This is a genomic window from Variovorax sp. GW458-11-26-14-LB1, from assembly GCF_059423965.1.
This window is the reverse complement of record NZ_JBWKYW010000017.1, coordinates 15,721-38,352: the sequence shown is the minus strand read 5'-3', so window position 1 is coordinate 38,352 and position 22,632 is coordinate 15,721. Positions and strand designations below refer to the sequence as shown.

Genomic DNA, 22,632 nt, shown 5'->3' with positions numbered 1-22,632 from the left:
TTTCTCTTTCGATTAGCGCTTCTTGCTGCCGAAGATCCCGCCCAGCACGCCGCGCAGGATCTCCTTGCCCACTGACGTGCCCATGGTGCGCACCGCCGACTTGGCCATGGTCTGCACGAGGCCGTCGCGCTTGCCGCCGCGCGGCCCGGTGCTGCCGAAGAGCATGTCGTTGAGCATGCCGCCCATGCCGGACGATTCTTCCGCGGCGGCCCCGCCCTTGGCGCCGACAGCTGGCGCATCGGGGGCGCTCTCGGCGCGGCCCTTGAGCTTTTCGTAGGCCGATTCGCGGTCGACCGTCTTCTCGTACACGCCCGCCACCAGCGAGCCCGCGATCAGCGCCTTGCGCTGCTCGGGCGTGATCGGGCCGAGCTGGCTGCCCGGCGGCAGCACGTACACGCGCTCGGTGATGCTCGGGCGGCCCTTGGCGTCCAGGAAGCTCACCAGCGCCTCACCCACGGCAAGTTCGGTGATGGCGGTCTCGATGTCCAGGCCGGGCTTCTGGCGCATGGTGCTGGCAGCGGCCTTCACGGCCTTCTGGTCGCGCGGCGTGAAGGCACGCAGCGCGTGCTGCACCCGGTTGCCCAGCTGGGCCAGCACCGAATCGGGAATGTCCAACGGGTTTTGCGTGACGAAATACACGCCGACGCCCTTGGAACGCACCAGCCGCACCACGAGTTCGATGCGTTCCACCAGCGCCTTGGGCGCTTCGTTGAACAGCAGGTGGGCCTCGTCGAAGAAGAAGGCCAGCTTCGGCTTCTCGGGGTCGCCGATTTCGGGCAGCTGCTCGAACAGCTCCGACAGCATCCACAGCAGGAAGGTGGCATACAGGCGCGGCGAATTCATGAGCTTGTCGGCCGCCAGGATGTTCACCACCCCCTTGCCGCCCACCGTCTGCATGAAGTCGGTGATGTTGAGCATCGGCTCGCCGAAGAACTTGTCGCCGCCCTGGGTCTCGATCTGCAGCAGGCCACGCTGGATGGCGCCCACGCTGGCGGCGCTGATGTTGCCGTACTCGGTGGTGAACTGGCTCGCGTTCTCGCCCACGTACTGCAGCATGGCGCGCAGGTCTTTCAGGTCGAGCAGCAGCATGCCGCTGTCGTCGGCGATCTTGAACACCAGGTTCAGCACGCCGGCCTGGGTTTCGTTCACGTCGAGCATGCGGCCCAACAGCAGCGGGCCCATGTCGGACACGGTGGCGCGCACCGGGTGGCCCTGTTCGCCGAACACGTCCCACAGCGTGACGGGGCAGGCGGCGGGCTCGGGCACGTCGATGCCGCGTTCCTTGAGCGTGGCGGCCAGTTTCTCGCTGACGCTGCCTTTCTGGCTGATGCCGGTCAGGTCGCCCTTGACGTCGGCCATGAACACCGGCACGCCGATGTTCGACAGTTGTTCGGCGATGGTCTGGAGCGAGACGGTCTTGCCGGTGCCGGTGGCGCCGGTGATCAGGCCGTGGCGGTTGGCCAGGCCGGGCAGGAGGGTGCACTCGATGGTGTCGTGGCGTGCGATCAGAAGGGGGTCGGCCATGGGGCGCTCCGGGTCGTATCGAAGCGCGCAGTCTAATCAACCGCCACTCCTATAATTCACGACCCCGCACGGTCGTTCAGGAAAAAAGTTCAGGAGGTTTTTTTGTCATCGACTGCTCAGCCCCCCATTCCCGCCACTGGCGATGCATCCGAACAGTCGCCGATCGAAAAAGAGCTGGCCGTGTTGCTCGTGAACGCGCTCAATCTCGAGGTCGCACCTGAAGAGATCGTTCCCACCGACCCGCTGTACGGCGAAGGTCTGGGCCTCGACTCCATCGACATCCTCGAAGTCGCGCTCGAAGTCTCGCGCCGCTACGGTTTCCAGCTGCGCTCGGACGACGAGCGCAACCAGCAGATCTTCCAGTCGCTGCGTACGCTCGCGACCCACGTCGCCGAGCACCGCAGCGCCACCTGATCCATGTCCCGATGGCGACTCGTCCTCCTGCTGCTGGTAGGGGTCACGTATGCCGGCCTCTCCCACTGGATGACGCTGTTCCACGCCACCGAGCCCTGGGCCGTGGTGGTGTTGCTCGGCCCGTTGTGGATCGCGGCCATGGGCTGCGCCGCCAGCTGGTTCGGCCGCTGGGGCCTGGCCATTGCAGCGGCGCTGGGCATCGGCGGCTTCTCGCTCGTCTTCCTCGGTGAGGCGGGCGACACGAACCGCCTCTACGTGCTGCAGCACATCGGCATCAACGGTGCCTTGTGCGGCTGGTTCGGCTCGACGCTGCGCGGCAAGGGCCTGCCGCTGATCACCCAGTTCGCGCAGCGCGTGCACCCGCTGAAGGGGCACATGCTGTCGTACACGACGCACCTGACGCAGATCTGGACGGTGTATTTCGCCGTGGTGGTCGTCTCGTCGATCGTGGTCTACCTGACGATGCCGTTCTCGGCCTGGTCGCTGCTGGCCAACGTGCTGTCGCCGCTGAGCGTGGCGCTGCTTTTCGTGGGCGAGCACCTCGTGCGCTACCGCCTGCATCCCGAATTCGAACGCACGCGCCTCGTCGATGCGGTGCGCGCGTTCTACGGCACCTCGACGGTGGACAACGGCGCTGGCGGCCAATGAAACAGGCGCAGCCCGCGTGACCTTCGACACCGCTTCTTCTTCCTTCCTGCCGCTGCTCGCGGACCGCAACCCCGATGCGCCCCTGGCTTGGCGCGCCGGCCAGCCGGTGAGCACGCGGCAGTTCCTGGCCGACGTCGCGCGCCTGGCGCCCGCGCTGCCCGCCGAAGGGCCTGCCGTCAACCTCTGCCTCGACCGCTACGCCTTCGCCGTGAGCCTGGGCGCCGCGCTGGTGCGCGGCCACGCCAGCCTGCTGCCGCCCGATGCGCGGCCGGACACGCTGGCGCGCCTGACCGAAACCGGCGGCGCCCACCTGTTCGCGCTGACCGACGACGACAAGCTCGAGACGCCCGGCATGCGGCGCCTGCAGGTCGAGGCCGTGCCCGGCCCGGCCGTCGATGCGCCGGTGCCCGCCATCGACGGCGGCCGGCATGCGGCCAGCCTGCTCACATCGGGTTCCACCGGCGTGCCGCAACCGCATGCCAAGGCCTGGCGCACGCTGGTCGGCGACGTCGAAGTGGCGGTCGAGCGGCTGTGCCGCGTGCTGCAGCGGCCCACGCTCGAAGGGCTCACGCTGGTGGCGACCGTGCCGGTGCAGCACAGCTACGGCCTGGAGTCGTCGGTGCTGCTCGCGATGCTCGGTGGGGCCGCGTTCGAAACCGGGCGGCCGTTCTTTCCGGCCGACGTCGCGAAGGCGCTGGCCTCGGTGCCGCGTCCGCGCGCGCTGGTGACCACGCCGTTCCACCTGAAGACGCTGCTGCTGTCGGGCATCGAGCTGCCGCCGGTCGACCTGATCCTGTCGGCCACCGCGCCGCTGTCGCCGCAACTGGCCGCGCAGGCCGAGCAGGCGCTGGGCGGCGTGCTGCTCGAAATCTACGGCAGCACCGAATCGGGTCAGGTGGCCACGCGCCGCACGACCGAGAGCGAAATCTGGGAAACCTTCGGCGAGATCCGCGTGCATGCGCAGCCGGGGGAGGGTGACGGCCCCGAGCGCTTCATCTTCAGCGGCGATTTCATTCCCGAGCCGACGCCGATGGCCGACGTGCTCGAGCTGCTCGATGCACGGCGCTTTCGCCTGTTCGGGCGCGCCAACGACCTGATCCACGTCGCCGGCCGGCGCAGTTCGCTCGCCCACCTGAACTACCACCTCAACAGCATCGCCGGCGTCGAGGACGGCGCCTTCTGGCTGCCCGACGAGGTGGCCGACGGCGTGGTGCGGCCGGTGGCGTTCGTGGTCGCGCCCACGCTGTCGGCGGCGGACATCATTGCTGCACTGCGGCAACGCCTGGAGCCCGTGTTCGTGCCGCGCCGCGTGGTGCAGGTCAAGGCCTTCCCGCGCGAAGGCACGGGCAAGCTCACGGTGCGGGCGCTGCGCGAATTTGCGCTGGCCCAACTGGCCGACGACCAGACGCCGGTGCAGATGGCGCACACGGTGCCGGTCGACCATCCGGCCTTTGCCGGCCATTTCCCCGGTCAGCCGCTGGTGCCCGGCGCGTTGCTGCTGGCCGAGGTCATGGAGGTCGTGCGACGCGTGCCGGCGCTGTCGGCACGGCTCGGCCCGAGCCCGACGCTGGCGGCCGCCAAGTTCCTGGCGCCCGTGCGGCCTGGCAGCACGCTGTCCATCGAGCTGCATCCCGAGGCCGGCACCGGTCGCGGCGTGCGTTTCGACGTGCGCTGTGACGGCGTGGCGGCTGTCACCGGCCGCTGGACGGCTGTGCCAGAGTCGGCGGGATGAAGCACACCGACGCCGAAACGCGCGCCGTGGACGAAGCGGCGCGGCAGACTGCCCGCCCGGCGGCCCAGCAGGGCAACTGGGCGCGCGCGCCCGAGCGCAGCAACATGCTGGCGCTGCGCTTCATCTGCCTGATGGCGCTGGTGTGCGGGCGGCACGTCACGCGGCTGCTGCTGCCGCCGATCAGCCTGTACTTCCTGCTGTTCGCGCCGGCGCCGCGCCGCTACATCAAGCGCTACCTGTTCCGGGCCATCGGCCCGCGCGCGGGCTGGGTCGACGGCTACCGCCTGCTGCACGCGTTTTCCTCCACCGTGCTCGACCGCGTGTACTTCCTGCGCGGGCGCATGGACCTGTTCAAGCTGAAGATCGAAGGCAACGCCCCGATCGAGGCCGAGGCGGCCGAAGGGCGGGGCGCTTTCCTGCTCGGCGCCCACATCGGCAGCTTCGAGGTGCTCGGCGCCTGCAAGCAGCAAAAGCACCAGAACCGCATGCGGCTGGCGATGCTGATGTACCCGGACAACGCGCAGCGCATCACCGCCATCCTGAACGCCATCGCGCTGCCCGAGATGCGGCCCCATGTGATCGCGCTCGGCCGGCCGCATTCGATGCTCGCGCTGCGCGACTGGCTCGACGGCGGCGGCCTCGGCGGCATGCTGGCCGACCGCACGCTGCCGGGCAGCGAGGAGCAGCCGGCGAACCAGCGCGGCAACAACATCGTGCTGCCTTTCCTGGGTCAGCCGGCTGTCTTCAACGACGGCCCGTTCCGGCTTGCGGCGCTGCTGCGCCGCAAGGTGTTCTTCATGGCCGGCATGTACGGCGGCGGTGCCCGCTACGATGTCCGGTTCGACCCGCTGGCCGACTTCGGCACGCCGTTCGCCGACGCCGCGGAGCGTGAACGCCGCATCCGAAGCGCGGTCGAAGCCTATGTGGCCCGCCTCGAGGCGCTGTGCCGCGCCTACCCGTACAACTGGTTCAACTTTCATGATTTCTGGCTCGAAGATGCGGCTTGATCGGCTTTGCAGGGTGGTGATGCTGGCGGTGGCTTTCTGTGCCGCGCCGGCCTGGGCGGCATTCGACCTGCCCGAACTGATGGGCCTGCTGGCCCGGCAGAAGAGCGGCGAGGCGCGCTTCACCGAGCAGCGCTTCGTGCACGGCCTCGAAGGCCCGCTCGACGCGAGCGGCACGCTGAGCTTCGAGGCGCCCGACAAGCTGGTGCGCCGCACGCTGTCGCCGCGCATCGAAACCATGTCGGTCGACGGCAACACGCTGACCCTGTCGCGCGGCAACCGCAACCGCACGCTGGCGCTCGACAGCATGCCCGAGCTCCTGGGCCTGGTCGAAGCCATGCGCGGCACGCTGAGCGGCGACGGCGCCACGCTGCAGCGCTACTTCAAGAGCACCGTGACCGGTGCTGCCGGCAAGTGGACGCTCGACCTCACGCCCAACGACAGCCGGCTGGCCGCGCAGGTGCGCAGCATGCGCATCACCGGCCGCAACAGCGAGGTGCTGGGGCTGGAGACGGAGTTCGTGGGCGGTGACCGCTCGGTCATGCACATCTCGCCCAACGCGCCGCCGTCGGCGCTGCCGGCCGGCGCCCCCGGGCGCGCGACACCGTGAGCCTGGCGCAGGCGGGCGGCCCGCCGGGGTGGTCGCGCCGCATCGTCGTCCTGCTGGCGTGGCTCTTGGTCGTGGCCCTGGGCGCGGTCGTCATCGCGCGCACCCAGATCGGCGCCGACCTGTCGGCCTTTCTTCCCAAGAGCCCTGACCTGCGCCAGCGCGTGCTGATCGAGCAGCTGCAAAGCGGCGTCGCCTCGCGCACGCTGATGCTGGGCTTCGAGGGCGGCAGCGTCGAACAGCGTGCTGAGGTCTCGCGTGCCGTCGGCAAGGCGATGCGCGAAAGCCAGCTCTTCGACCTGGTGCAGAACGGCGACGTGAGCGACTGGAGCGAGGCCGGCACCTGGGTGTTCCAGCACCGCTACCAGCTGTCGTCCGGCGTGATGCCCGGGCAGTTCACGGCCGAAGGGCTGCGCGAGGCCATCGTCGACACGCTGTCGATGCTCGGCACGCCGGCCGGCAACGCGATCAAGCCCTTGCTCGACAGCGACCCGACGGGCGAGACCCAGCGCATCGCGATGGAGCTGGTGCCGGCCAGCGCGCCGCGCAGCGAGGCCGGCGTCTGGATGTCGCGCGAGGCGCCGCGTGCGCTCATGATCGCCACCACGCGCGCGGCCGGCGGCGACCTCGACGCGCAGGCCGTCGCCATCGCCCGTGTGCAGGCCGCCTATGAAGCCGCCGCACGCGGCATGGGCGAGGCTGCGCCCAGGCTGTTGTTGAGCGGGCCGCCCGTGTTCTCGGTCATGAGCCGCGAAAAGATCAAGACCGAAGCCATCCACCTCGCGGTGGTGGGCGGCATCGTGATGAGCGTGCTGTTGCTGCTGGCTTTTGCTTCGCCGCGCGCGCTGGTCATCGCCTTCCTGCCGGTGGCCACGGGCGTGGTGGTCGGCACCGCGTCGGTCAGCCTGGTGTTCGGCTCGGTGCACGGGCTCACGCTGGGCTTCGGCAGCACGCTGATCGGCGAGACGGTCGACTACGCCATCTACTACCTGATCCAGGCACGCGGCGCGGCCGTGGCCGGCACCGGCTGGCAGCGCTGGCGCGAGGTGCATTGGCCTACTGTGCGGCTGGGCCTGCTGACCTCCGTGTGCGGCTTTGCGGCACTGGTGTTCTCGGGCTTTCCGGGGCTGGCGCAGCTGGGCGTGTTCTCGATCGCCGGGCTGGTGTCGGCCGCATTGGCCACGCGCTACGTGCTGCCCGCGCTGGCACCCGATGGCGCGACCGGCATGGGCATGCGTCGGCACATGGCGCGCCTGGCCGGCCTGCTGGTGCGCGGCCTGCCGCGCCTGCGCTGGCCGCTGGCGGCGCTCGGCGTGGCTGCGCTGGCGCTGGTGCTGTGGCAGGGCGGCCACCTGTGGCGCGCCGACCTGAGCGCCATGAGCCCCGTTCCGCGCTCGGCCCAGCAGCTCGACGAGATGCTGCGCAAGGACATCGGCGCCAGCGACGGCGGCGTGCTCGTGGTGGCCTTCGGCGACGACGAACAGGCCGCACTGCGCCACACCGAGGCCGCGGCCGCGCGCCTCGATGCATTGGTCGACAAGGGCGAGCTCAGCGGCTACGAAGCCGTGACCCGCGTGCTGCCCAGCGTGGCCGCGCAAACGGCGCGCCAGGCCAGCCTGCCCGACGCCGACACGCTGCGCGCCAACCTGGCCGAGGCGACCAAGGGCCTGCCGCTGCCGGCCTCGCGCCTCGGTCCCTTCGTGGCCGACGTGGAGGCCGCGCGCAAGCAGGCGCCGGTGCAGCGCGCCGACCTCATGGGCGGCCCGCTGGGCTCCGTGGTCAACACGCTGATGTACGAGCGACCGGGCGGTGGCTGGTCCACGCTGGTCGTGCTGCATCCCGGCCCGGGCTTCGAACAGGCTCGCCTCGAGGAGGCGCTGGCCGGGCTGCCCGAGGTGCAGGTGGTGGACGTCGGCCGCGAACTTGGCGGCCTCTACCAGCGTTACCTGCACGAGGCCTTCGTGCAGGTGCTGCTGGGCGCGCTGGCGGTGGTGGTGCTGCTGGGCGTGTACCTGCGCTCGTGGCGCCGTCTGCTGGCCGTGTGCCAGCCGCTGCTGTTCGCGGTGGTGCTCACGCTGGGCGGCATGGCGTTGGCGCAGGCTGCGCTCGGCATCCTGCACCTCGTGGGGCTGTTGCTGATCGTCGCCGTGGGATCGAACTACGCGCTCTTCTTCGACCAGCTGCGCACGACCGGTCGCGCCGACGAAGACACGCTGGCCTCGCTGATGCTGGCCAACCTCACGACGGTGGTGTCGTTCGGACTGATCGCGATCTCGGACATTCCGGCGCTGTCGTCCATCGGCCGCGTGGTCGCGCCGGGCGCCTTGCTGGCGCTGCTGCTGTCGGCCGCGTTCGCGCGCAACGTGGCGCCCGGGAAGGGCCCGAGCCCACAGCGTCCGCGCTGATGGGAAAATCCGGACCCACCATGTCGCCGCCTTCCGCCCCTGTCGCCGCTACCGAATCCTGGCCCTGGCCGCCGGCCATGCGCGCCAGCGCGGCCGTGCATGTGGCCGCATTGGGCGCTGGGGTGCTGGTGCCGGGCGCATGGCCTTGGGCGCTCGGCGCGGTGGTGCTGAACCATGCGCTGATCACCGGTGCGGGGCTCACGCCGCGCAGCAACCTGCTCGGCCCGAACGTCACACGCCTGCCCGAAGCCGCCGCTGCGCGTCGCGAGGTGGCGATCACCATCGACGACGGGCCCGAGCCCGAGGTCACGCCCCGCGTGCTCGACCTGCTGGACGCCCACGGCCAGCGCGCCACCTTCTTCTGTATCGCCGAGCGCGTGCTGGCGCATCCTGCGCTGGCGCGCGAGATCGTCGCGCGCGGCCACAGCATCCAGAACCACACGGCGCGACATCGGCACAACTTCTCTTTCCTCGGCCCGCGCGGCTTCGCGGCGGAGATCGCGCGCGCGCAGGACATCCTGACCGACGTGACCGGCCAGCGCCCGACCTGTTTCCGCGCGCCCGCCGGCCTGCGCAACCCTTTCCTCGAACCCGTGCTGCACCGCCTCGGCCTCTCGCTCGTGAGCTGGACGCGGCGCGGTTTCGACACCCGCGAAGGCGACGCCGCCAAGGTGATGGCGCGCCTCGCCCACCACCTGCAGGCACGCGACATCCTGCTGCTGCACGACGGCAATGCCGCGCGCACCGCCGCAGGACAACCCGTCTTGCTGGAAGTCCTGCCCTTGTTGCTCCAACGCCTGCGCACCGATGGATTGCGCGCCGTGACCCTGCCTGAAGGATTGAAGACCGCATGAGCGCCGTGATGCCATCGACGATGACCACCGACCAAGCCTGGCGCGAGCTGCACGAAGCCGCGACCGTGCCCTACAAGAAGGGCGGCACCTTCGCCTGGCAGTTCGCGCGCGGCAAGCTCGGGCGCGACCCGGTGTTCCGCGGCCTGCTCGAACGCGGGCTGATCGACGCGCAGCACCGACGCGTGGTCGACATCGGCTGCGGACAGGGCCTCTTCGTGAGCCTGCTGGCGTCGATGAGCACGATGCAGCAACAGGGACGTTGGCCGGCCTCCTGGGCCGCCACGCCCGCTGCCGCGGACTACACGGGCATCGAACTGATGCCGAAGGACGTGGCGCGCGCCGAGGCGTCGGTCGGCCATCTGAAGCCGACGCCGCGGCTGGTGTGCGCCGACATGTGCTCGGCCGCCTTGCCCGACTGCGACCTGGTCGTGATCCTCGACGTGCTGCACTACGTGGACCTCGCCGCGCAGGAGGGCGTCTTGACCCGCGTGCGCGACGCGCTGCGCCGTGGCGGCAACCCGAAGGCGCGCCTGCTGCTGCGCGTGGGCGACGCGTCGAGCACGCGCGGTTTCGCGATCAGCCAGTGGGTCGATCGCACCGTGACGCGCATCCGCGGCCACAAGGTCTCGCCGACCTGGGGCCGCCCGCTGGCCGAGTGGATCGCCGTGCTGCAGCGCTTGGGTTTCCGCGTGCAGAGCATGCCGATGAGCGAAGGCACGCCCTTTGCCAACGTGCTGCTGGTGGCCGACCTGGAGACTGCCGCTTGACGGCACCGCAGACGCTCGACCGCGCGGGCATCGCCGCGCGCATTCCGCACAGCGGCAGCATGTGCCTGCTGGAGCGCCTCGAAGGCTGGAACGCCGAATCGATCCATTGCAGCACCACGACGCACAGCCAGGCGGACAACCCGCTGCGCACCGAGAGCGGCCTGCTCGCGCCCAACGCCATCGAGTACGCGGCGCAGGCCATGGCGCTGCACGGCGGCCTGCTGGCCGTCGAGGGCAGCACACCGTCGGCCGGCTTCCTGGCCAGTGCGCGCAACGTGAAGCTGGCGGTGGCGCGGCTGGACGACATCGCCGGAGCGTTGCAGGTGCGCGCGAAGCGCCTGTCCGGCGACGACCGACAGGTCTTGTATGAATTCACGGTGGCGGCCGACGACGGCCGCCTGCTGGCCGAGGGCCGGGCCGTGGTGGTCTTGAACACGCCGCTGGCGGACATGGGAAGCACACCGTCATGAGTTTCGAAGGAAAACGCACACTGATCACCGGCGCCAGCGGCGCGCTCGGCGCGGCCATGGCGGAGCGTTTTGCGCGCGACGGCGCCACCGTGCTGCTGCATGCGAACTCGCGGCCCGAGGCCATCGAGCAACTGGCCGCGTCGATCACCGCCGCCGGCGGCAAGGCGGAATGCCATGTGTTCGACCTGCGCAGCGACGAGGCCTGCGCGGCCGGCTGCGCACGCATCCTCGAAGGCGGCGCGGTGCAGATCCTCGTCAACAACGCGGGCGTGCACGACGATGCTGTGCTGCCCGGCATGCGCGCGGAGCAATGGCACAAGGTGATCGACGTGTCGCTCAACGGCTTCTTCCGCGTGACCCAGCCGCTGCTGCTGCCGATGATGCGCACCCGTTGGGGGCGTGTGCTGAACATCTCGTCCGTCGCCGCCATCGCGGGGAACAAGGGGCAGGTGAACTATGCCGCGGCCAAGGGCGCGCTGAACAGCGCGACCAAGGCACTGTCGCTCGAAGTGGCGTCGCGCGGCGTGACCGTGAACGCGATCGCGCCCGGGATCATCGCCTCGCCGATGGCCGACGCGGTGTTCGATCCCGCGCTCATCAACCAGATGGTGCCCGTGAAGCGCGCCGGAACGCCGCAGGAAGTGGCGGCGCTGGCAGCGTTCCTGGCAAGCGATGAAGCCGCGTACATCACGGGTCAGGTGATCTCGATCAACGGCGGGATGATCTAAGGCCCTGCTGCTTCGTTTTTCATTGCGGCGAGCAGGGCATCCACTTCACCCTGGAGCCCGGCAGGTGGTGCGGTGTGGGCGGCCCCTCTGTGCCGCCGAGGAGCGCAGCGTTTCGCGGATCAGGGCTCGCAGCTGTTTGAGCCGAAGGCGAGTTCTGCGAGACCCCGCGAAACGCGAGCACCGCAGGGGAACCGCGAAGCGGCCGGCACAGTGGGGCCGACCGCGCCGTGCCGCCTGTCGGGCGCTCCCAAAAGGCCTAAAGAGGCAGCGTATCGAACGCAGCGTAGGCCGTAGCCAGCCAAGACTTCACGCGCTGCCGTTCCAGCAATCCAAGCGCATGCGGCCCTTCGCGGTCGTTCACCGCCTTCCAGAAACTCGTGTTCTGCGCATCGATCTTGCGCATGCTGGCTTCGTGCAAACGCGGTAAGGCGATCACGCGCGCCCCATTCGCATTGGCCTTCGACAGCGACTGCGAAGCCAGCAGCATCCCGAAGTCGCTGCCGCGCCCGTAGTTCTGCACCACGATGTAGTTGGGCCGATTGCCGAAGGTGTCGATCAGCGTGCCGAGCAGGTCGGTGGAGTCCTTGCCGTCGTCCAGCACGTGCCAGAAGTTGACCGTGACGTCGATCTCCTCGAACACGTCGAACAGGTCGGATTCCTTGATCCAGCGCGACAGCGGCGCCAGCGTCTGCGCCGCGAGGTCGACGATCACGCTCTGCTTCGGGTTGGTCTCGAAGCCGTTCACCACCGTGTCCAGGCCTTCGAAACTGTCGACCACCACGGGCGAGGCAAAGCCCTCGTAGAAGCGGGTGAAGGAGCTGTGCGAACGGTCGGTGTCGAAGCCGGTGAAAGGTCGGCTGCGATCGATGAAGTACTGGGCCAGCACGCGTGCCGTGACCGATTTGCCGACACCGCCTTTTTCGCCGCCGATGAAGTTGATGGAGCTCATGAGTGGTTGCTGCCTCGAATGGGTTGAGGGGTGGAGGAGGGCGGATTCATTCTAGGGGTCGCCTGTCACGCCACTGTGGCTAGCGACCCCGCTTGCTCATGCCCTGCAGCAAGGGATGTGCCTGCAGGCGCTGCTGCAGCCGTTTCTTCCATGGAGCCGGCAGCACTGACGTGTCGATCATCGCGGGCCACTGGTCGCGCGCGAGGCGGGCCGTGTCTGCGACGACGCGCCGCATGCGCGGCTCATGCACGCCAGCCGAGAAGCAGAACGCGCGCACGTTGGCGGGCGTGAACATCGCGGTGCGACGGGCTGGGGTCGCACCGACTGGGGCCGGCAGCAGCGGCAACGCGTGGCCCTCGACGCCCTGCAGCGCCGCATAGGCCACGATGTCGTAGGCCGGCGCCAGGCGCGGTGCGACGCCATCGGGGTACAGCACGCCGAAGTTCTTCAGGTGGGCATCCGGGTTGCCCAGCAGGTCGTTGACCACGAGCCGGCGCACCAGTTCGAGCACGGCGTCTTCGCCCAACGATGGAAAGGCGCGCATCGCGAGCGCCATGTCGAGGTAGCTCCCGCTGTACTTGTGCATCGGGTCGACCGCGAGCACCTGCGCGAAGTCTTCGAAGTGGATGCGGCGCGCGCCGTCGCGGTCGAAACGTGTGACGGCCAGGAACTCGGGCTCGTCCGGCAGCGCATAGCTGTGCTCCGCCGCGATGGCCGACAGCGGCGCAAGTTCGGCGTGGCACACCTCGACGCCCGCCACCCCGGCCATCTGCAGCGAAAGCATTTCGAGCTGCGGCATGTGGGGCCGGCCGGCCACCGGCAGCTTGGCGATCACCCGCGTGCTGGCGCCGGCCCGAACGCGCGCCACATAGCGGCCGCCCTGACGGCGCAGGCCCAGCTTGGGCTGCACGCCCGAGACCGAGATGCCCTGCGGCATCGGCAACTCGACCACCGACATCTCGAGCGCGTCCTGGTCCTGCGTGATGAGCCGCTGCAGCGTGCCGCGGTCCACCGACACCGGGCGCGCGGCCACGGCGCCGGGCAGGTCGCCGCCGCAGGCCGCCAGCAATTCGAAGTGATCGTTCTCGCGGCAACCGCGCAGCTGCGCGATGTGGCTGCGCAGCACGCCTTCGGGCAGCAGGTTCTGGAAGAAGCCGGGCAACTGGCCGCCTTGGGCGTTGAACAGCGGGTTCTTCACGTCGCTCCACAGCGCGGCCTGGGCCGCAGGGTCGCTCGCGACCATCGACAGCGAGAGCACGCCGGGCGGCGGGTTGGCGATCAACTCGGGCTCCGCCACGAAGCGGCATAGGTCGGCGTACTGGAACAGCTTGCCGAGGCGGTGCGCGCCGAGCGAAATCTCGAGGATCTTGACGTTCATGGCGGTGAGCGGCGGCCCCGCACGTAGGGCGGCGCGGCAGGCGCTTCGGCCAGCGCCCGGCCGACACGCGTGGCGACGGGGCGGTAGCCGGGATCGACGGCCGTGCCTTCACCGAAGCCCTTGGGCGCGAGCTGCAATTCGAGCCCCAGCGCATCGACCAGCGCGAGCAGCGACGACAGCTGCGGATTGCCCTTCAGGCTCAGGGCATTGCGCACCGAGCGCTCGGTGAGCCCCGAACGCAGGGCGATCTCGGCGTTCGTGAGGCCGGTGGCCCCGCGACGCGCCGTGAGGGCGGTGATGAGTTCCTGCTTGTCCACGGAAAGATATTACCGCAAATGCCTATTTCGGAAACATATTTCCGATGCGAAGAACCTACTTGGGTATCAGCGTGAAGAGCGGCATGACCACGCCCATCACCCAGTTCTGCCCGAAATCGAGGGCCGCCCGGCGGTATTTCTCGTCGGCCTGCGCGGCCAGCAGGTCGAGCCGTGCCACCACCTTCGACAGCTCGCGGTCGGCCACGAGGTTGCGCCCGCGTTCGCTGATCTCGGTGGCCAGCAGCAGTGGCTGGCCGTCGGGGCCGGTCTTGGAGGAAATGAGCCAGAGCGAAATCTCGAAGTTGCGCGCCGTGCGGTAGCTGTTCTCGGCGTCGACCCCGTCGATCATGGTCTGGTCCCAGGTGTTGCCGTTGGCCTGCTTGAGCATCGAGGCCCACCCGACGACCAGCGCCGCCACGCGGTCGCCCTGGTAGGCCTGCGGACCGGTTTCGAAGGCCAGGCGGATGGCGTCGATGCCGGTGGCGCCGCGCAACTCGGGCAGCGGCGTGCCCTGCAGGACCGCGTCCCAGGTGCGCTGCGTGGCTTCTTCCATGCTGGCGGCCGACTTGCGCCATTCGCGCGGGTTGCGCCGGTACAAGGTGGTCTGCACGCGGCGCACCGATTGCAGGTTGTCGCGCAGCGACAGGTTGGCGATGCGGTTGGTGCCCGATTGCAGCCATTCCTGGTTGCCGTAAGGCTCGGCGCGCTCGGTGGAACGGAAGGAGGAACAGCCCGTCAGCGCCAGCGGCGCGAGCAGGGCGGCCGCGGTGCCTGCCAGCAGGCAGGTGCGTCGCGCCGCGAGGGGAGAAGCCAGGGAATCGCTCATGCCCTGACGTTATCATCCACGGCTGGGGCGGCGGCCCGCTTCAAGCTGCGGGCTCGTGCAATTTTCCTTACAAATCAATACCTTGGCGCTACGCCAAGGCAGGGCGACAAGTCGTGCGTCTTAACTCCATCAAGCTCTCGGGCTTCAAGTCGTTCGCCGAACCCACCAACTTCCTGCTGCCGGGCCAACTGGTCGGGGTGGTGGGGCCGAACGGCTGCGGCAAGTCGAACATCATGGATGCCGTGCGCTGGGTGCTCGGCGAGTCGCGTGCGTCGGAACTGCGCGGCGAGTCGATGCAGGACGTGATCTTCAACGGCACGACCACCCGCAAGCAGGCCAGCCGCTCGAGCGTCGAACTGGTGTTCGACAACGCCGACCACCGCGCCGGCGGCCAGTGGAACCAGTTCACCGAAATCGCCGTGCGCCGCGTGCTCACGCGCGACGGCACCAGCAGCTACTACATCAACAACCAGCCGGTGCGTCGCCGCGACGTGCAGGACGTGTTCCTGGGCACCGGCCTCGGCCCGCGCGCCTACGCCATCATCGGCCAGGGCACGATCAGCCGGATCATCGAATCCAAGCCCGAAGAACTGCGCCTGTTCCTCGAAGAAGCCGCCGGTGTCTCCAAGTACAAGGAGCGCCGCCGCGAAACCGAGAACCGCCTGGGCGACACGCGCGAGAACCTCACACGCGTGGAAGACATCCTGCGCGAACTCAACGCCAACCTCGAGAAGCTCGAGAAGCAGGCCGAGGTGGCGGCGCGCTACAACGCGCTGCAGGGCGACGCCACGAAGAAGCAGCACCAACTGTGGTTCCTCAAGCGCGGCGAAAGCGATGCCGACCAGGCCAAGATCAAGGCCGATTCGGAAAAGGCTATCAACGACCTCGAATCGCGCACGGCCGATCTGCGCCGCATCGAGTCCGAACTCGAAACCGTGCGCCAGGCCCACTACGGCGCCGGCGACCTGGTGAACCAGGCGCAAGGCAAGCTGTACGAAGCCAGCGCCGAAGTCGGCCGGCTCGAAGGCGAGATCCGCTTCGTGGTCGAAGGCCGCCAGCGCGTCGAACAACGCCTCGTGCAACTTCGCGAACAGATGGGCCAATGGGGCCGTCGCCGCGAAGAAGCCGAAGCCGAGATCGAGACGCTGGCCGGTGCCGGCGTCGATGCCGAAGAGCAGGCCATCCTGCTGGCCGCGCAGCTCGAAGAGCACGACGCGCGCCTGCCTGACCTCGAAGAGGCCGTGCACCGTGCGCAGAACGAGGCCAACACGCAGCGCGCGACGGTCTCGCAGGTGCAGCAGCAGATTCAGGTGCTGGCCGCCGACCAGCGCAACATCGAAGACCAGAGCCGCCAGCTCACGCTGCGCAGCGAACGCCTGCGCGCCGACCAGAACGCGCTGGCCGCGCCCGACGAAGACCGGCTGACCGAAATGCAGGAGCAGCTGGCCGCGGCGCAGGAAACCGCCAGCGAATCCGACGCCCGCCTGCAGGAACTGCAGGAGGCCGTGCCCCAGCTCGACGAAGACCGCCGCGCCAAGCAGCAGGCCGTCAACACCGAGGGCGCCCGCCACGCCGAGTTCTCGGCCCGCCTCGAAGCGCTGCGTGCGCTGCAAGAGAAGGTCAAGACCGACGGCAAGCTCGCCCCCTGGCTCGCCAAGCACGGCCTGGACGGCCTGCAGGGCCTGTGGAGCCGCATCCACATCGAGCAGGGCTGGGAGAACGCGCTCGAGTCCGCGCTGCGCGAGCGCCTGGGCGCGCTCGAAGTCAGCCGGCTCGACATGGTGCGTGCCTTCGGCAACGACGCACCGCCCGCCAAGCTGGCCTTCTACAGCCCGCCCGCCGCCGGCGTGCCGCAGGGTGCGGGCGCGCTGCCCAAGCTGTCGAGCCTGCTGCGCCTGAACGACGCCGGCCAGCAGGCGCTGCTGAACGACTGGCTGCACGGTTGCTACACGGCCGAGACTTTCGAAGAGGCGCTGGCCCAGCGCGCCACGCTGCAGCCCGGCGAAGTGATCTACGTGCGCAGCGGCCATGCCGTGTCGTCGCACAGCGTGAACTTCTACGCGCCCGATTCCGAGCAGGCCGGCCTCCTGGCCCGCCAGCAGGAAATGGAAAACCTCGAGCGCCAGCTCAAGGCCCAGACGCTCATCAACGAAGAGGCGCGCACTGCGCTGGTTCGTGCCGAAGCCGCCTACGGCGACGCCGCACAGCGCCTCGTCACGGCCCGCCGCGAAGCCGCCGAAACGCAGTCGCGCGCCCATGAACTGCAGGTCGAAACGCTGCGCATGACGCAGCTCGCCGAGCAGACCCGCGCGCGCAGCCAGCAACTGGCCGCCGACCTCGGCGAAGTCGATGCCCAGCTCGAAGAACTGCAAGAAAAGCGCATCGCCGCCGAAGGCCGCTTCGAAGAGCTCGACATGCAGCTGGCCGACAGCCAGGAGCGCCATGCGCAACTCGACGAGCGCGTGATCGAAGCTGGCCGCACGCTGAATGCCAGCCGCGAACAGCACCGCAGCCTCGAACGTCAGGCGCAGGAAGCCACCTTCTCGCAGCGCACGCTCGAAGCGCGCCGCGGCGAACTGAACCGCAGCATCGAAACCGCCTCGCAGCAGACCGTCGCGCTGACCGACGAAGACGAGCGCGCCCGCGCCGAGCTGAGCCGCCTGTCGGACGCCGCCGCGCAAGCCGGCCTGCAGGACGCGCTGTCGCTCAAGCTGGAGCGCGAGACCGCCTTGGGCGCGGCTCGCAGCCAGTACGACGACCTCACGCTCAAGCTGCGCGCCAGCGACGAGCGCCGGCTGCAATTGGAGCGCGAACTCGATCCGCTGCGCCAGCGCATCACCGAGTTCCAGCTCAAGGAGCAGGCCGCGCGCCTGGGTGTCGAGCAGTACCAGCAGCTGCTGGACGACGCCGGTGCCGACCTCGAAGCGGTGGCGCAATCGATCGAGACCGAGAAGGTGCGCCTGACCGGCCTGCAAAGCGAAATCGACCGCCTGAACCGCGAGGTGGTCGCGCTCGGCGCCGTGAACCTCGCCGCGCTCGACGAACTCGCGATTGCGAGCGAGCGCAAGATCTTCCTCGACGCCCAGTCTGCCGACCTGAACGAAGCCATCGGCACGCTGGAAGACGCCATCCGCAAGATCGACGCCGAAACGCGCGACCTGCTCGGCGGCACCTTCAAGATCGTCAACGAGCACTTCAGCCGCATGTTCCCGGAGTTGTTCGGCGGCGGCAACGCCAAGCTGATGATGACGGGCGACGAGATCCTCGATTCCGGCGTGCAGGTCATGGCCCAGCCGCCCGGCAAGAAGAACCAGACCATCCACCTGCTCTCGGGCGGCGAGAAGGCGCTCACGGCCATTGCGCTCGTGTTCGCCATCTTCCAGCTGAACCCGGCGCCTTTCTGCCTGCTGGACGAAGTGGACGCGCCGCTGGACGACGCCAACACCGAACGCTATGCCAAACTCGTCTCCGCCATGAGCCGTGAAACCCAGTTCCTTTTCATCAGCCACAACAAGATCGCCATGGAAATGGCCGAACAGCTGATCGGCGTGACCATGCAGGAGCAGGGTGTGTCGCGCATCGTTGCGGTCGACATGGAGTCGGCGGTCTCGATGGTCGAAGCGGCATAAGGCAGGCGCGCGCATGAGCAATCTCACCCTCGCCCTGGCGATCCTCGGCGGCCTCGTTCTCGCGGCCGTCGTGGCTTACAACACCCTGATGTCGCGCCGCAATGCGCCGCGCCAGCCCGACGCGGTCGATGTCGCCCTGGCCGAAGCCGAGCGCGCGCTGGCCGGCGGCAGCGACAGCGGCGTGGAGCCGATGCTCCATGCCGACCCGAGCCAGGTGGCCGGCAGCGACCGCCACGAGCCGCTGTTCGACCCCGACCTGCCCGCGCCCAGCGGCGTGCCCGTGCCCACCGGCGAGCGCCGCGGCGGGCTCGATCCGCTGATCGATGTCATCGCGCCCATTTCGCTCGAAGGCCTGGCCTCGGGCGATGCCGCGCTCGCGTCCATGCCGTCGACGCGCCGCGCCGGCAGCAAGCCGGTGGCCATCGAAGGCCTGAACGACCTCACCAGCCAATGGGAGCCGCCGGCGCCCGGACAGCGCTACCGCGCGTTCCAGGTCGGCGTGCAGCTGGCCAACCGCACTGGGGCGCTCAACGAGATCGAGTATTCCGAATTCGTGGTCAAGGCGCAGGCTTTTGCCGATGCCGTGAACGGCGCGCCCGAGTTTCCCGAGATGCTCGACGAAGTGGCGCGCGCCCGCGAGCTCGACCAGTTCGCCAGCGCGCACGACGCACAGCTGGGCTTCGTGCTGCGCGCGCTGCACGCCGCCTGGAGCCCGGGCTACGTGCAGCAGAACGCCGCGCGGCTGGGCTTTGTCGCCGGGATCATTCCGGGCCGCATGGTGCTGCCGACCAGCGAAGCCGGCCTGCCGCCGATCCTCGGGCTTTCGTTCGACACCCAGGCTGCGCTGGCCGACGATCCGGCGCAATCGGCGATCCGTGAGCTCAGCCTGAGCTTGGACGTGCCGCAGGTCGATCGCGGCGAAGAGCCGTTCCGTCGCATGCGTGAAGCTGCTGCCACGCTCGCCCGCGAGATGGACGGCGTGGTGACCGACAGCGACGGCCAGCTGCTGCGCGACGAAACCATGGACGTGATCGGCACCGACCTCGAGCAGCTGTACGACACGCTCGACGCACGCGACCTCGCCGCGGGCTCGCCGCTGGCGCGACGCCTCTTCAGCTGATCCGTCTTTTTCCCGAGGGACACCCCATGACAACGCGCGACGAAGCGGCACGCGAAGCCGCCGCACTGAGCGAGCAGCTGCATCGCCACGCCCATCTGTACTACGTGCTCGACGCCCCCGAGCTGCCCGACGCCGAGTACGACAAGATGTTCCAGCGCCTGCAGGTGCTGGAGACCGAGTTTCCCGAACTGCGCACACCCGATTCGCCGACGCAGCGCGTGGGCGGCACGGTGCTCGACAGCCTGGCCAAGGTGCGCCACCGGGTGCCGATGCTGTCGATCCGCACCGAGACCGACATCACGCCGACCGGCGCCAGCGCCTTCGATGCGCGCGTGCGCCGCGAACTAGGCTTGGCCGAAGACGCGCCGCAGATCGCCTACGTCTGCGAACTCAAGTTCGACGGGCTGGCCATGAGCCTGCGCTACGAGCACGGCGTGCTGGTGCAGGCTGCCACGCGCGGCGACGGCGAGGTGGGCGAGGATGTCACGCAGAACATCCGCACCGTGCGCGAGATTCCGCTGAAGCTCAAGGGCGCGGCCCCGCCCGTGGTCGAGGTGCGTGGCGAGGTCTACATGAAGCGCGCCGATTTCGATGCCCTCAACGAGCGCCAGCGCCAGAAGATCGCCGCCGGGCAGAAGAACGAGAAGGTGTTCGTCAACCCGCGCAACGCGGCGGCCGGCGCGGTGCGCCAGCACGACCCGGCGATCGCGGCAGAGCGCCCGCTGAGCTTCTTTGCCTACGGCCTGGGCGAGGTTTCGCCCGCGACCGAAGGCGGCCCCGACATCGCGACCCAGTTCGACTGGCTGCAGCAGTTCCACGCCTGGGGCTTTCCGGTGGCCACGCAGACCGCGCGGGCGACCGGTGCTATTGAACTGATAGCGTTCCACGAAACCATCGGCCGCCAGCGCGATGCGCTGCCATACGACATCGACGGCGTGGTCTACAAGGTCGACAGCCTGGAGTTGCAGCGCCAGTTGGGCTTTGTTTCGCGCGAACCGCGCTGGGCCGTGGCCCACAAGTACCCGGCGCAGGAGCAGCTGACCGAGGTGGTCGGCATCGAGATCCAGGTGGGACGCACCGGCAAGCTCACGCCGGTGGCCAAGCTGGCACCGGTGTTCGTGGGCGGCGTGACCGTGACCAACGCCACGCTGCACAACGAGGACGAAGCCCGCCGCAAGGACGTGCGCGTGGGCGATACGGTGATCGTGCGGCGCGCCGGCGACGTGATTCCCGAGGTGGTGGGCGTGGCGCCCGACAGCCTGGCCAAGCCCGACGACCAGCGCGGCGCGGTCTTCACCATGCCGCACAAGTGCCCCGTGTGCGATTCCGAGGCGGTGCGGGAGGAGGGCGAGGTCGACTACCGCTGCAGCGGCGGCCTGTTCTGCGCGGCGCAGCGCAAGGAGGCCATCCTGCATTTCGCGGCGCGGCGCGCGGTCGATGTCGACGGGCTGGGCGACAAGCTGGTCGAACAGTTGGTCGATGCCAACCTGATCCGCACCTTGCCCGATCTCTACAAGCTCGGCTTCGTCACGCTGGCGGGCCTGGACCGCATGGCCGAGAAGTCGGCCAAGAACCTCGTCGATGCGCTCGAAGCCTCGAAGAAGACCACGCTGCCGCGCTTTTTGTTCGGCCTGGGCATCCGCCATGTCGGCGAGAGCACGGCGAAAGACCTCTCCAAGCATTTCGGCAAGCTCGACGCCATCATGGACGCGACCGAGGAGCAGCTGCTCGAGGTCAACGACGTCGGCCCGGTGGTGGCGCAGAGCCTGCGCACCTTCTTCGACCAGCCGCACAACCGCGAGGTGGTCGAGCAGCTGCGCGCCTGTGGCCTGACCTGGGAAGAGTTCGAGCCCGAGGCCCGTGCCCCCAAGCCTTTGGCGGGACTGACCTTCGTGATCACCGGCACCCTTCCTACGCTGGGCCGCGACGAAGCGAAGGATAAATTGGAGGCAGCCGGCGCCAAGGTGGCCGGCTCCGTCAGCAAGAAGACCCACTACCTCGTGGCCGGGGAAGAGGCTGGCAGCAAGCTGGACAAGGCGCGCGACCTCGGCGTCACGGTGATCGACGAGGCGCGTATGCTGGAGATCCTCGCCAGCGGTGTTCCGCCGGCACCCGACGCCTGAGTCGCCCGGCGCCCGGGATCCGGGCCCTTACCGGCCGTTACGCGACTTCACACCAGCGCAGTCAACAGGGTCTACAAGCGGGCGTTGAACGATCACAGAAGGCCGACAAGGAGTCCCTCATGCAAAAAATTCGTGTTCTCGCTACCAGCCTCGCACTCGGCGGCATCGCGCTGCTGAGCGGCTGCGTGGCCGTTCCTGGCGATCCGTACTACTCCGGCGGCTATCCCGAACCGTACTACTCCGATCCGGGTCCCGTGGTGGTGCCGGCGCCGGTGTACATCCAGGGTGGCGGCTACTACGAGCGGCGTCCGTACTACGACCGCCGCCCTTATTACGACGGCCGTCGGCCGGCTTACCCGTACCCCGGCGTGCGACCCTCGTACCCGACGACGCGCCCGGGTTGGGGCGGTGGCCGTCCGCCGGTTGCCGTGGTGCCGCCGGTGCGGCCCGGCGGGGGGGGAGTGCCCGGCATCACGCCCTCGCAGCCGCAGCAGATGCCCCGCGGCCCTGCGCGGCTGTGGACCTCGCCGGACTCGAAGAACAATCCCGGCGGTATTCCGTGATCGTGGCATGAGGCTCTCGCGATAATTGCGCGATGGCCTTCCGCGAAATCCTCAAGATGGGCGACCCCCGGCTGCTGCGCACCGCGCAGCCGGTCGCCGCTTTCGACACCGACGAACTGCACCTGCTGGTGCGCGACATGTTCGAGACCATGCGGGCGGTCAACGGCGCAGGCCTTGCGGCGCCGCAGATCGGCGTCGACCTGCAACTGGTGATCTTCGGCACCGACACCGTCAATCCACGCTACCCCGACGCGCCGCCGGTGCCGCGCACCGTGCTGCTCAACCCCGTCATCACGCCGCTGGGCGATGAAGAGGAAGAGGGCTGGGAAGGCTGTCTGTCGGTGCCTGGCCTGCGCGGCGTGGTGCCGCGCTTCGCCCACATCCGCTACACGGGCTTCGACCTGTACGGCGACCCGATCGATCGCACCGCCGATGGCTTCCATGCGCGCGTGGTGCAGCACGAGGTCGATCACCTGTTCGGCAAGCTGTACCCGATGCGGGTGCGCGATTTCTCGCGCTTCGGCTACACCGAGGTCCTGTTCCCGGGCCTCGATGCGGCGGACGACGACTGATT

Annotated in this window: 20 protein-coding genes; 15 read left to right on the top strand and 5 right to left on the bottom strand. The window is 69.2% G+C overall.

Annotation, left to right across the window (positions count from 1 at the left end; all coding sequences use genetic code 11):
* Window positions 1-12: 12 nt before the first annotated feature.
* Entirely contained in the window at window positions 13-1,524 is a 1,512-nt protein-coding gene (locus AC07YS_RS13650) for a helicase HerA-like C-terminal domain-containing protein (protein ID WP_495268324.1), read from the bottom strand.
* 102 nt (window positions 1,525-1,626) lie between these two features.
* Between AC07YS_RS13650 and AC07YS_RS13645 the strand changes: the two genes are divergently transcribed.
* From AC07YS_RS13645 to fabG, 10 genes are read left to right on the top strand one after another with little or no spacing between them, the layout of a single operon-like run.
* On the top strand, window positions 1,627-1,938 hold the full coding sequence (locus AC07YS_RS13645; RefSeq protein WP_062482694.1) for a phosphopantetheine-binding protein: 312 nt from the start codon (window positions 1,627-1,629) through the stop codon (window positions 1,936-1,938).
* Window positions 1,939-1,941: 3 nt separating this feature from the next.
* Entirely contained in the window at window positions 1,942-2,586 is a 645-nt protein-coding gene (locus tag AC07YS_RS13640) for a COG4648 family protein (protein ID WP_495268323.1), read from the top strand.
* Window positions 2,587-2,602: 16 nt separating this feature from the next.
* Window positions 2,603-4,318, top strand: coding sequence for an AMP-binding protein (locus AC07YS_RS13635; protein ID WP_495268322.1), 1,716 nt, complete (start codon window positions 2,603-2,605; stop codon window positions 4,316-4,318).
* A complete protein-coding gene (locus AC07YS_RS13630; RefSeq protein ID WP_495268321.1) occupies window positions 4,315-5,325 on the top strand; it encodes a lysophospholipid acyltransferase family protein in 1,011 nt (336 codons plus the stop codon). The genes AC07YS_RS13635 and AC07YS_RS13630 overlap by 4 nt, the downstream gene beginning before the upstream one ends.
* A 19-nt stretch (window positions 5,326-5,344) precedes the next feature.
* Complete coding sequence (locus AC07YS_RS13625) at window positions 5,345-5,932, top strand: LolA-related protein (protein WP_495268320.1); 588 nt, start codon at window positions 5,345-5,347, stop codon at window positions 5,930-5,932.
* Window positions 5,929-8,334 (top strand): MMPL family transporter, encoded by a 2,406-nt coding sequence (locus tag AC07YS_RS13620; protein WP_495268319.1) that lies wholly within the window; start codon window positions 5,929-5,931, stop codon window positions 8,332-8,334. Before AC07YS_RS13625 ends, AC07YS_RS13620 begins: the two co-directional genes overlap by 4 nt.
* 20 nt (window positions 8,335-8,354) lie before the next feature.
* Window positions 8,355-9,188 (top strand): polysaccharide deacetylase family protein, encoded by an 834-nt coding sequence (locus AC07YS_RS13615; protein WP_495268318.1) that lies wholly within the window; start codon window positions 8,355-8,357, stop codon window positions 9,186-9,188.
* Window positions 9,185-9,955, top strand: a complete 771-nt coding sequence (locus AC07YS_RS13610; protein WP_492726855.1) for a class I SAM-dependent methyltransferase — start codon at window positions 9,185-9,187, stop codon at window positions 9,953-9,955. The genes AC07YS_RS13615 and AC07YS_RS13610 overlap by 4 nt, the downstream gene beginning before the upstream one ends.
* Window positions 9,952-10,425: a hotdog family protein gene (locus tag AC07YS_RS13605; RefSeq protein WP_492726852.1), complete on the top strand. Its 474-nt coding sequence runs from the start codon at window positions 9,952-9,954 to the stop codon at window positions 10,423-10,425. Before AC07YS_RS13610 ends, AC07YS_RS13605 begins: the two co-directional genes overlap by 4 nt.
* The gene (gene fabG, locus AC07YS_RS13600; RefSeq protein ID WP_159271769.1) at window positions 10,422-11,153 is read left to right on the top strand and encodes a 3-oxoacyl-ACP reductase FabG; all 732 of its coding nucleotides are present in this window, start codon (window positions 10,422-10,424) and stop codon (window positions 11,151-11,153) included. Before AC07YS_RS13605 ends, fabG begins: the two co-directional genes overlap by 4 nt.
* A 256-nt stretch (window positions 11,154-11,409) precedes the next feature.
* Here the strand turns inward: fabG and AC07YS_RS13595 are convergent, their stop codons facing one another.
* The 4 genes from AC07YS_RS13595 to AC07YS_RS13580 form a co-directional block, all read right to left on the bottom strand.
* Window positions 11,410-12,102, bottom strand: a complete 693-nt coding sequence (locus AC07YS_RS13595; protein WP_062471226.1) for a P-loop NTPase family protein — start codon at window positions 12,100-12,102, stop codon at window positions 11,410-11,412.
* A gap of 79 nt (window positions 12,103-12,181) precedes the next feature.
* Window positions 12,182-13,480: a type II toxin-antitoxin system HipA family toxin gene (locus AC07YS_RS13590; RefSeq protein ID WP_492726850.1), complete on the bottom strand. Its 1,299-nt coding sequence runs from the start codon at window positions 13,478-13,480 to the stop codon at window positions 12,182-12,184.
* Entirely contained in the window at window positions 13,477-13,797 is a 321-nt protein-coding gene (locus tag AC07YS_RS13585; RefSeq protein ID WP_070060699.1) for a helix-turn-helix domain-containing protein, read from the bottom strand. Before AC07YS_RS13585 ends, AC07YS_RS13590 begins: the two co-directional genes overlap by 4 nt.
* Before the next feature lie 55 nt (window positions 13,798-13,852).
* Window positions 13,853-14,623 carry a hypothetical protein gene (locus tag AC07YS_RS13580; protein ID WP_159276935.1) on the bottom strand — a complete coding sequence of 257 codons (771 nt, stop codon included), beginning with the start codon at window positions 14,621-14,623 and terminating at the stop codon, window positions 13,853-13,855.
* Window positions 14,624-14,736: 113 nt separating this feature from the next.
* Here AC07YS_RS13580 and smc point away from each other — a divergent pair, with 113 nt between their 5' ends.
* The 5 genes from smc (at window position 14,737) to def (ending at window position 22,630) form a co-directional block, all read left to right on the top strand.
* Window positions 14,737-18,252, top strand: coding sequence for a chromosome segregation protein SMC (smc, locus tag AC07YS_RS13575; protein ID WP_495268317.1), 3,516 nt, complete (start codon window positions 14,737-14,739; stop codon window positions 18,250-18,252).
* 13 nt (window positions 18,253-18,265) lie between these two features.
* Complete coding sequence (locus AC07YS_RS13570) at window positions 18,266-19,372, top strand: cell division protein ZipA C-terminal FtsZ-binding domain-containing protein (protein ID WP_495268316.1); 1,107 nt, start codon at window positions 18,266-18,268, stop codon at window positions 19,370-19,372.
* 26 nt (window positions 19,373-19,398) lie between these two features.
* Window positions 19,399-21,495, top strand: coding sequence for an NAD-dependent DNA ligase LigA (gene ligA / locus AC07YS_RS13565; protein ID WP_495268315.1), 2,097 nt, complete (start codon window positions 19,399-19,401; stop codon window positions 21,493-21,495).
* Window positions 21,496-21,614: 119 nt separating this feature from the next.
* Complete coding sequence (locus AC07YS_RS13560; RefSeq protein WP_495268314.1) at window positions 21,615-22,058, top strand: hypothetical protein; 444 nt, start codon at window positions 21,615-21,617, stop codon at window positions 22,056-22,058.
* A 32-nt stretch (window positions 22,059-22,090) separates the two neighbouring features.
* Complete coding sequence (gene def, locus AC07YS_RS13555; RefSeq protein ID WP_062471243.1) at window positions 22,091-22,630, top strand: peptide deformylase; 540 nt, start codon at window positions 22,091-22,093, stop codon at window positions 22,628-22,630.
* The last annotated feature ends 2 nt before the right edge of the window (window positions 22,631-22,632 follow it).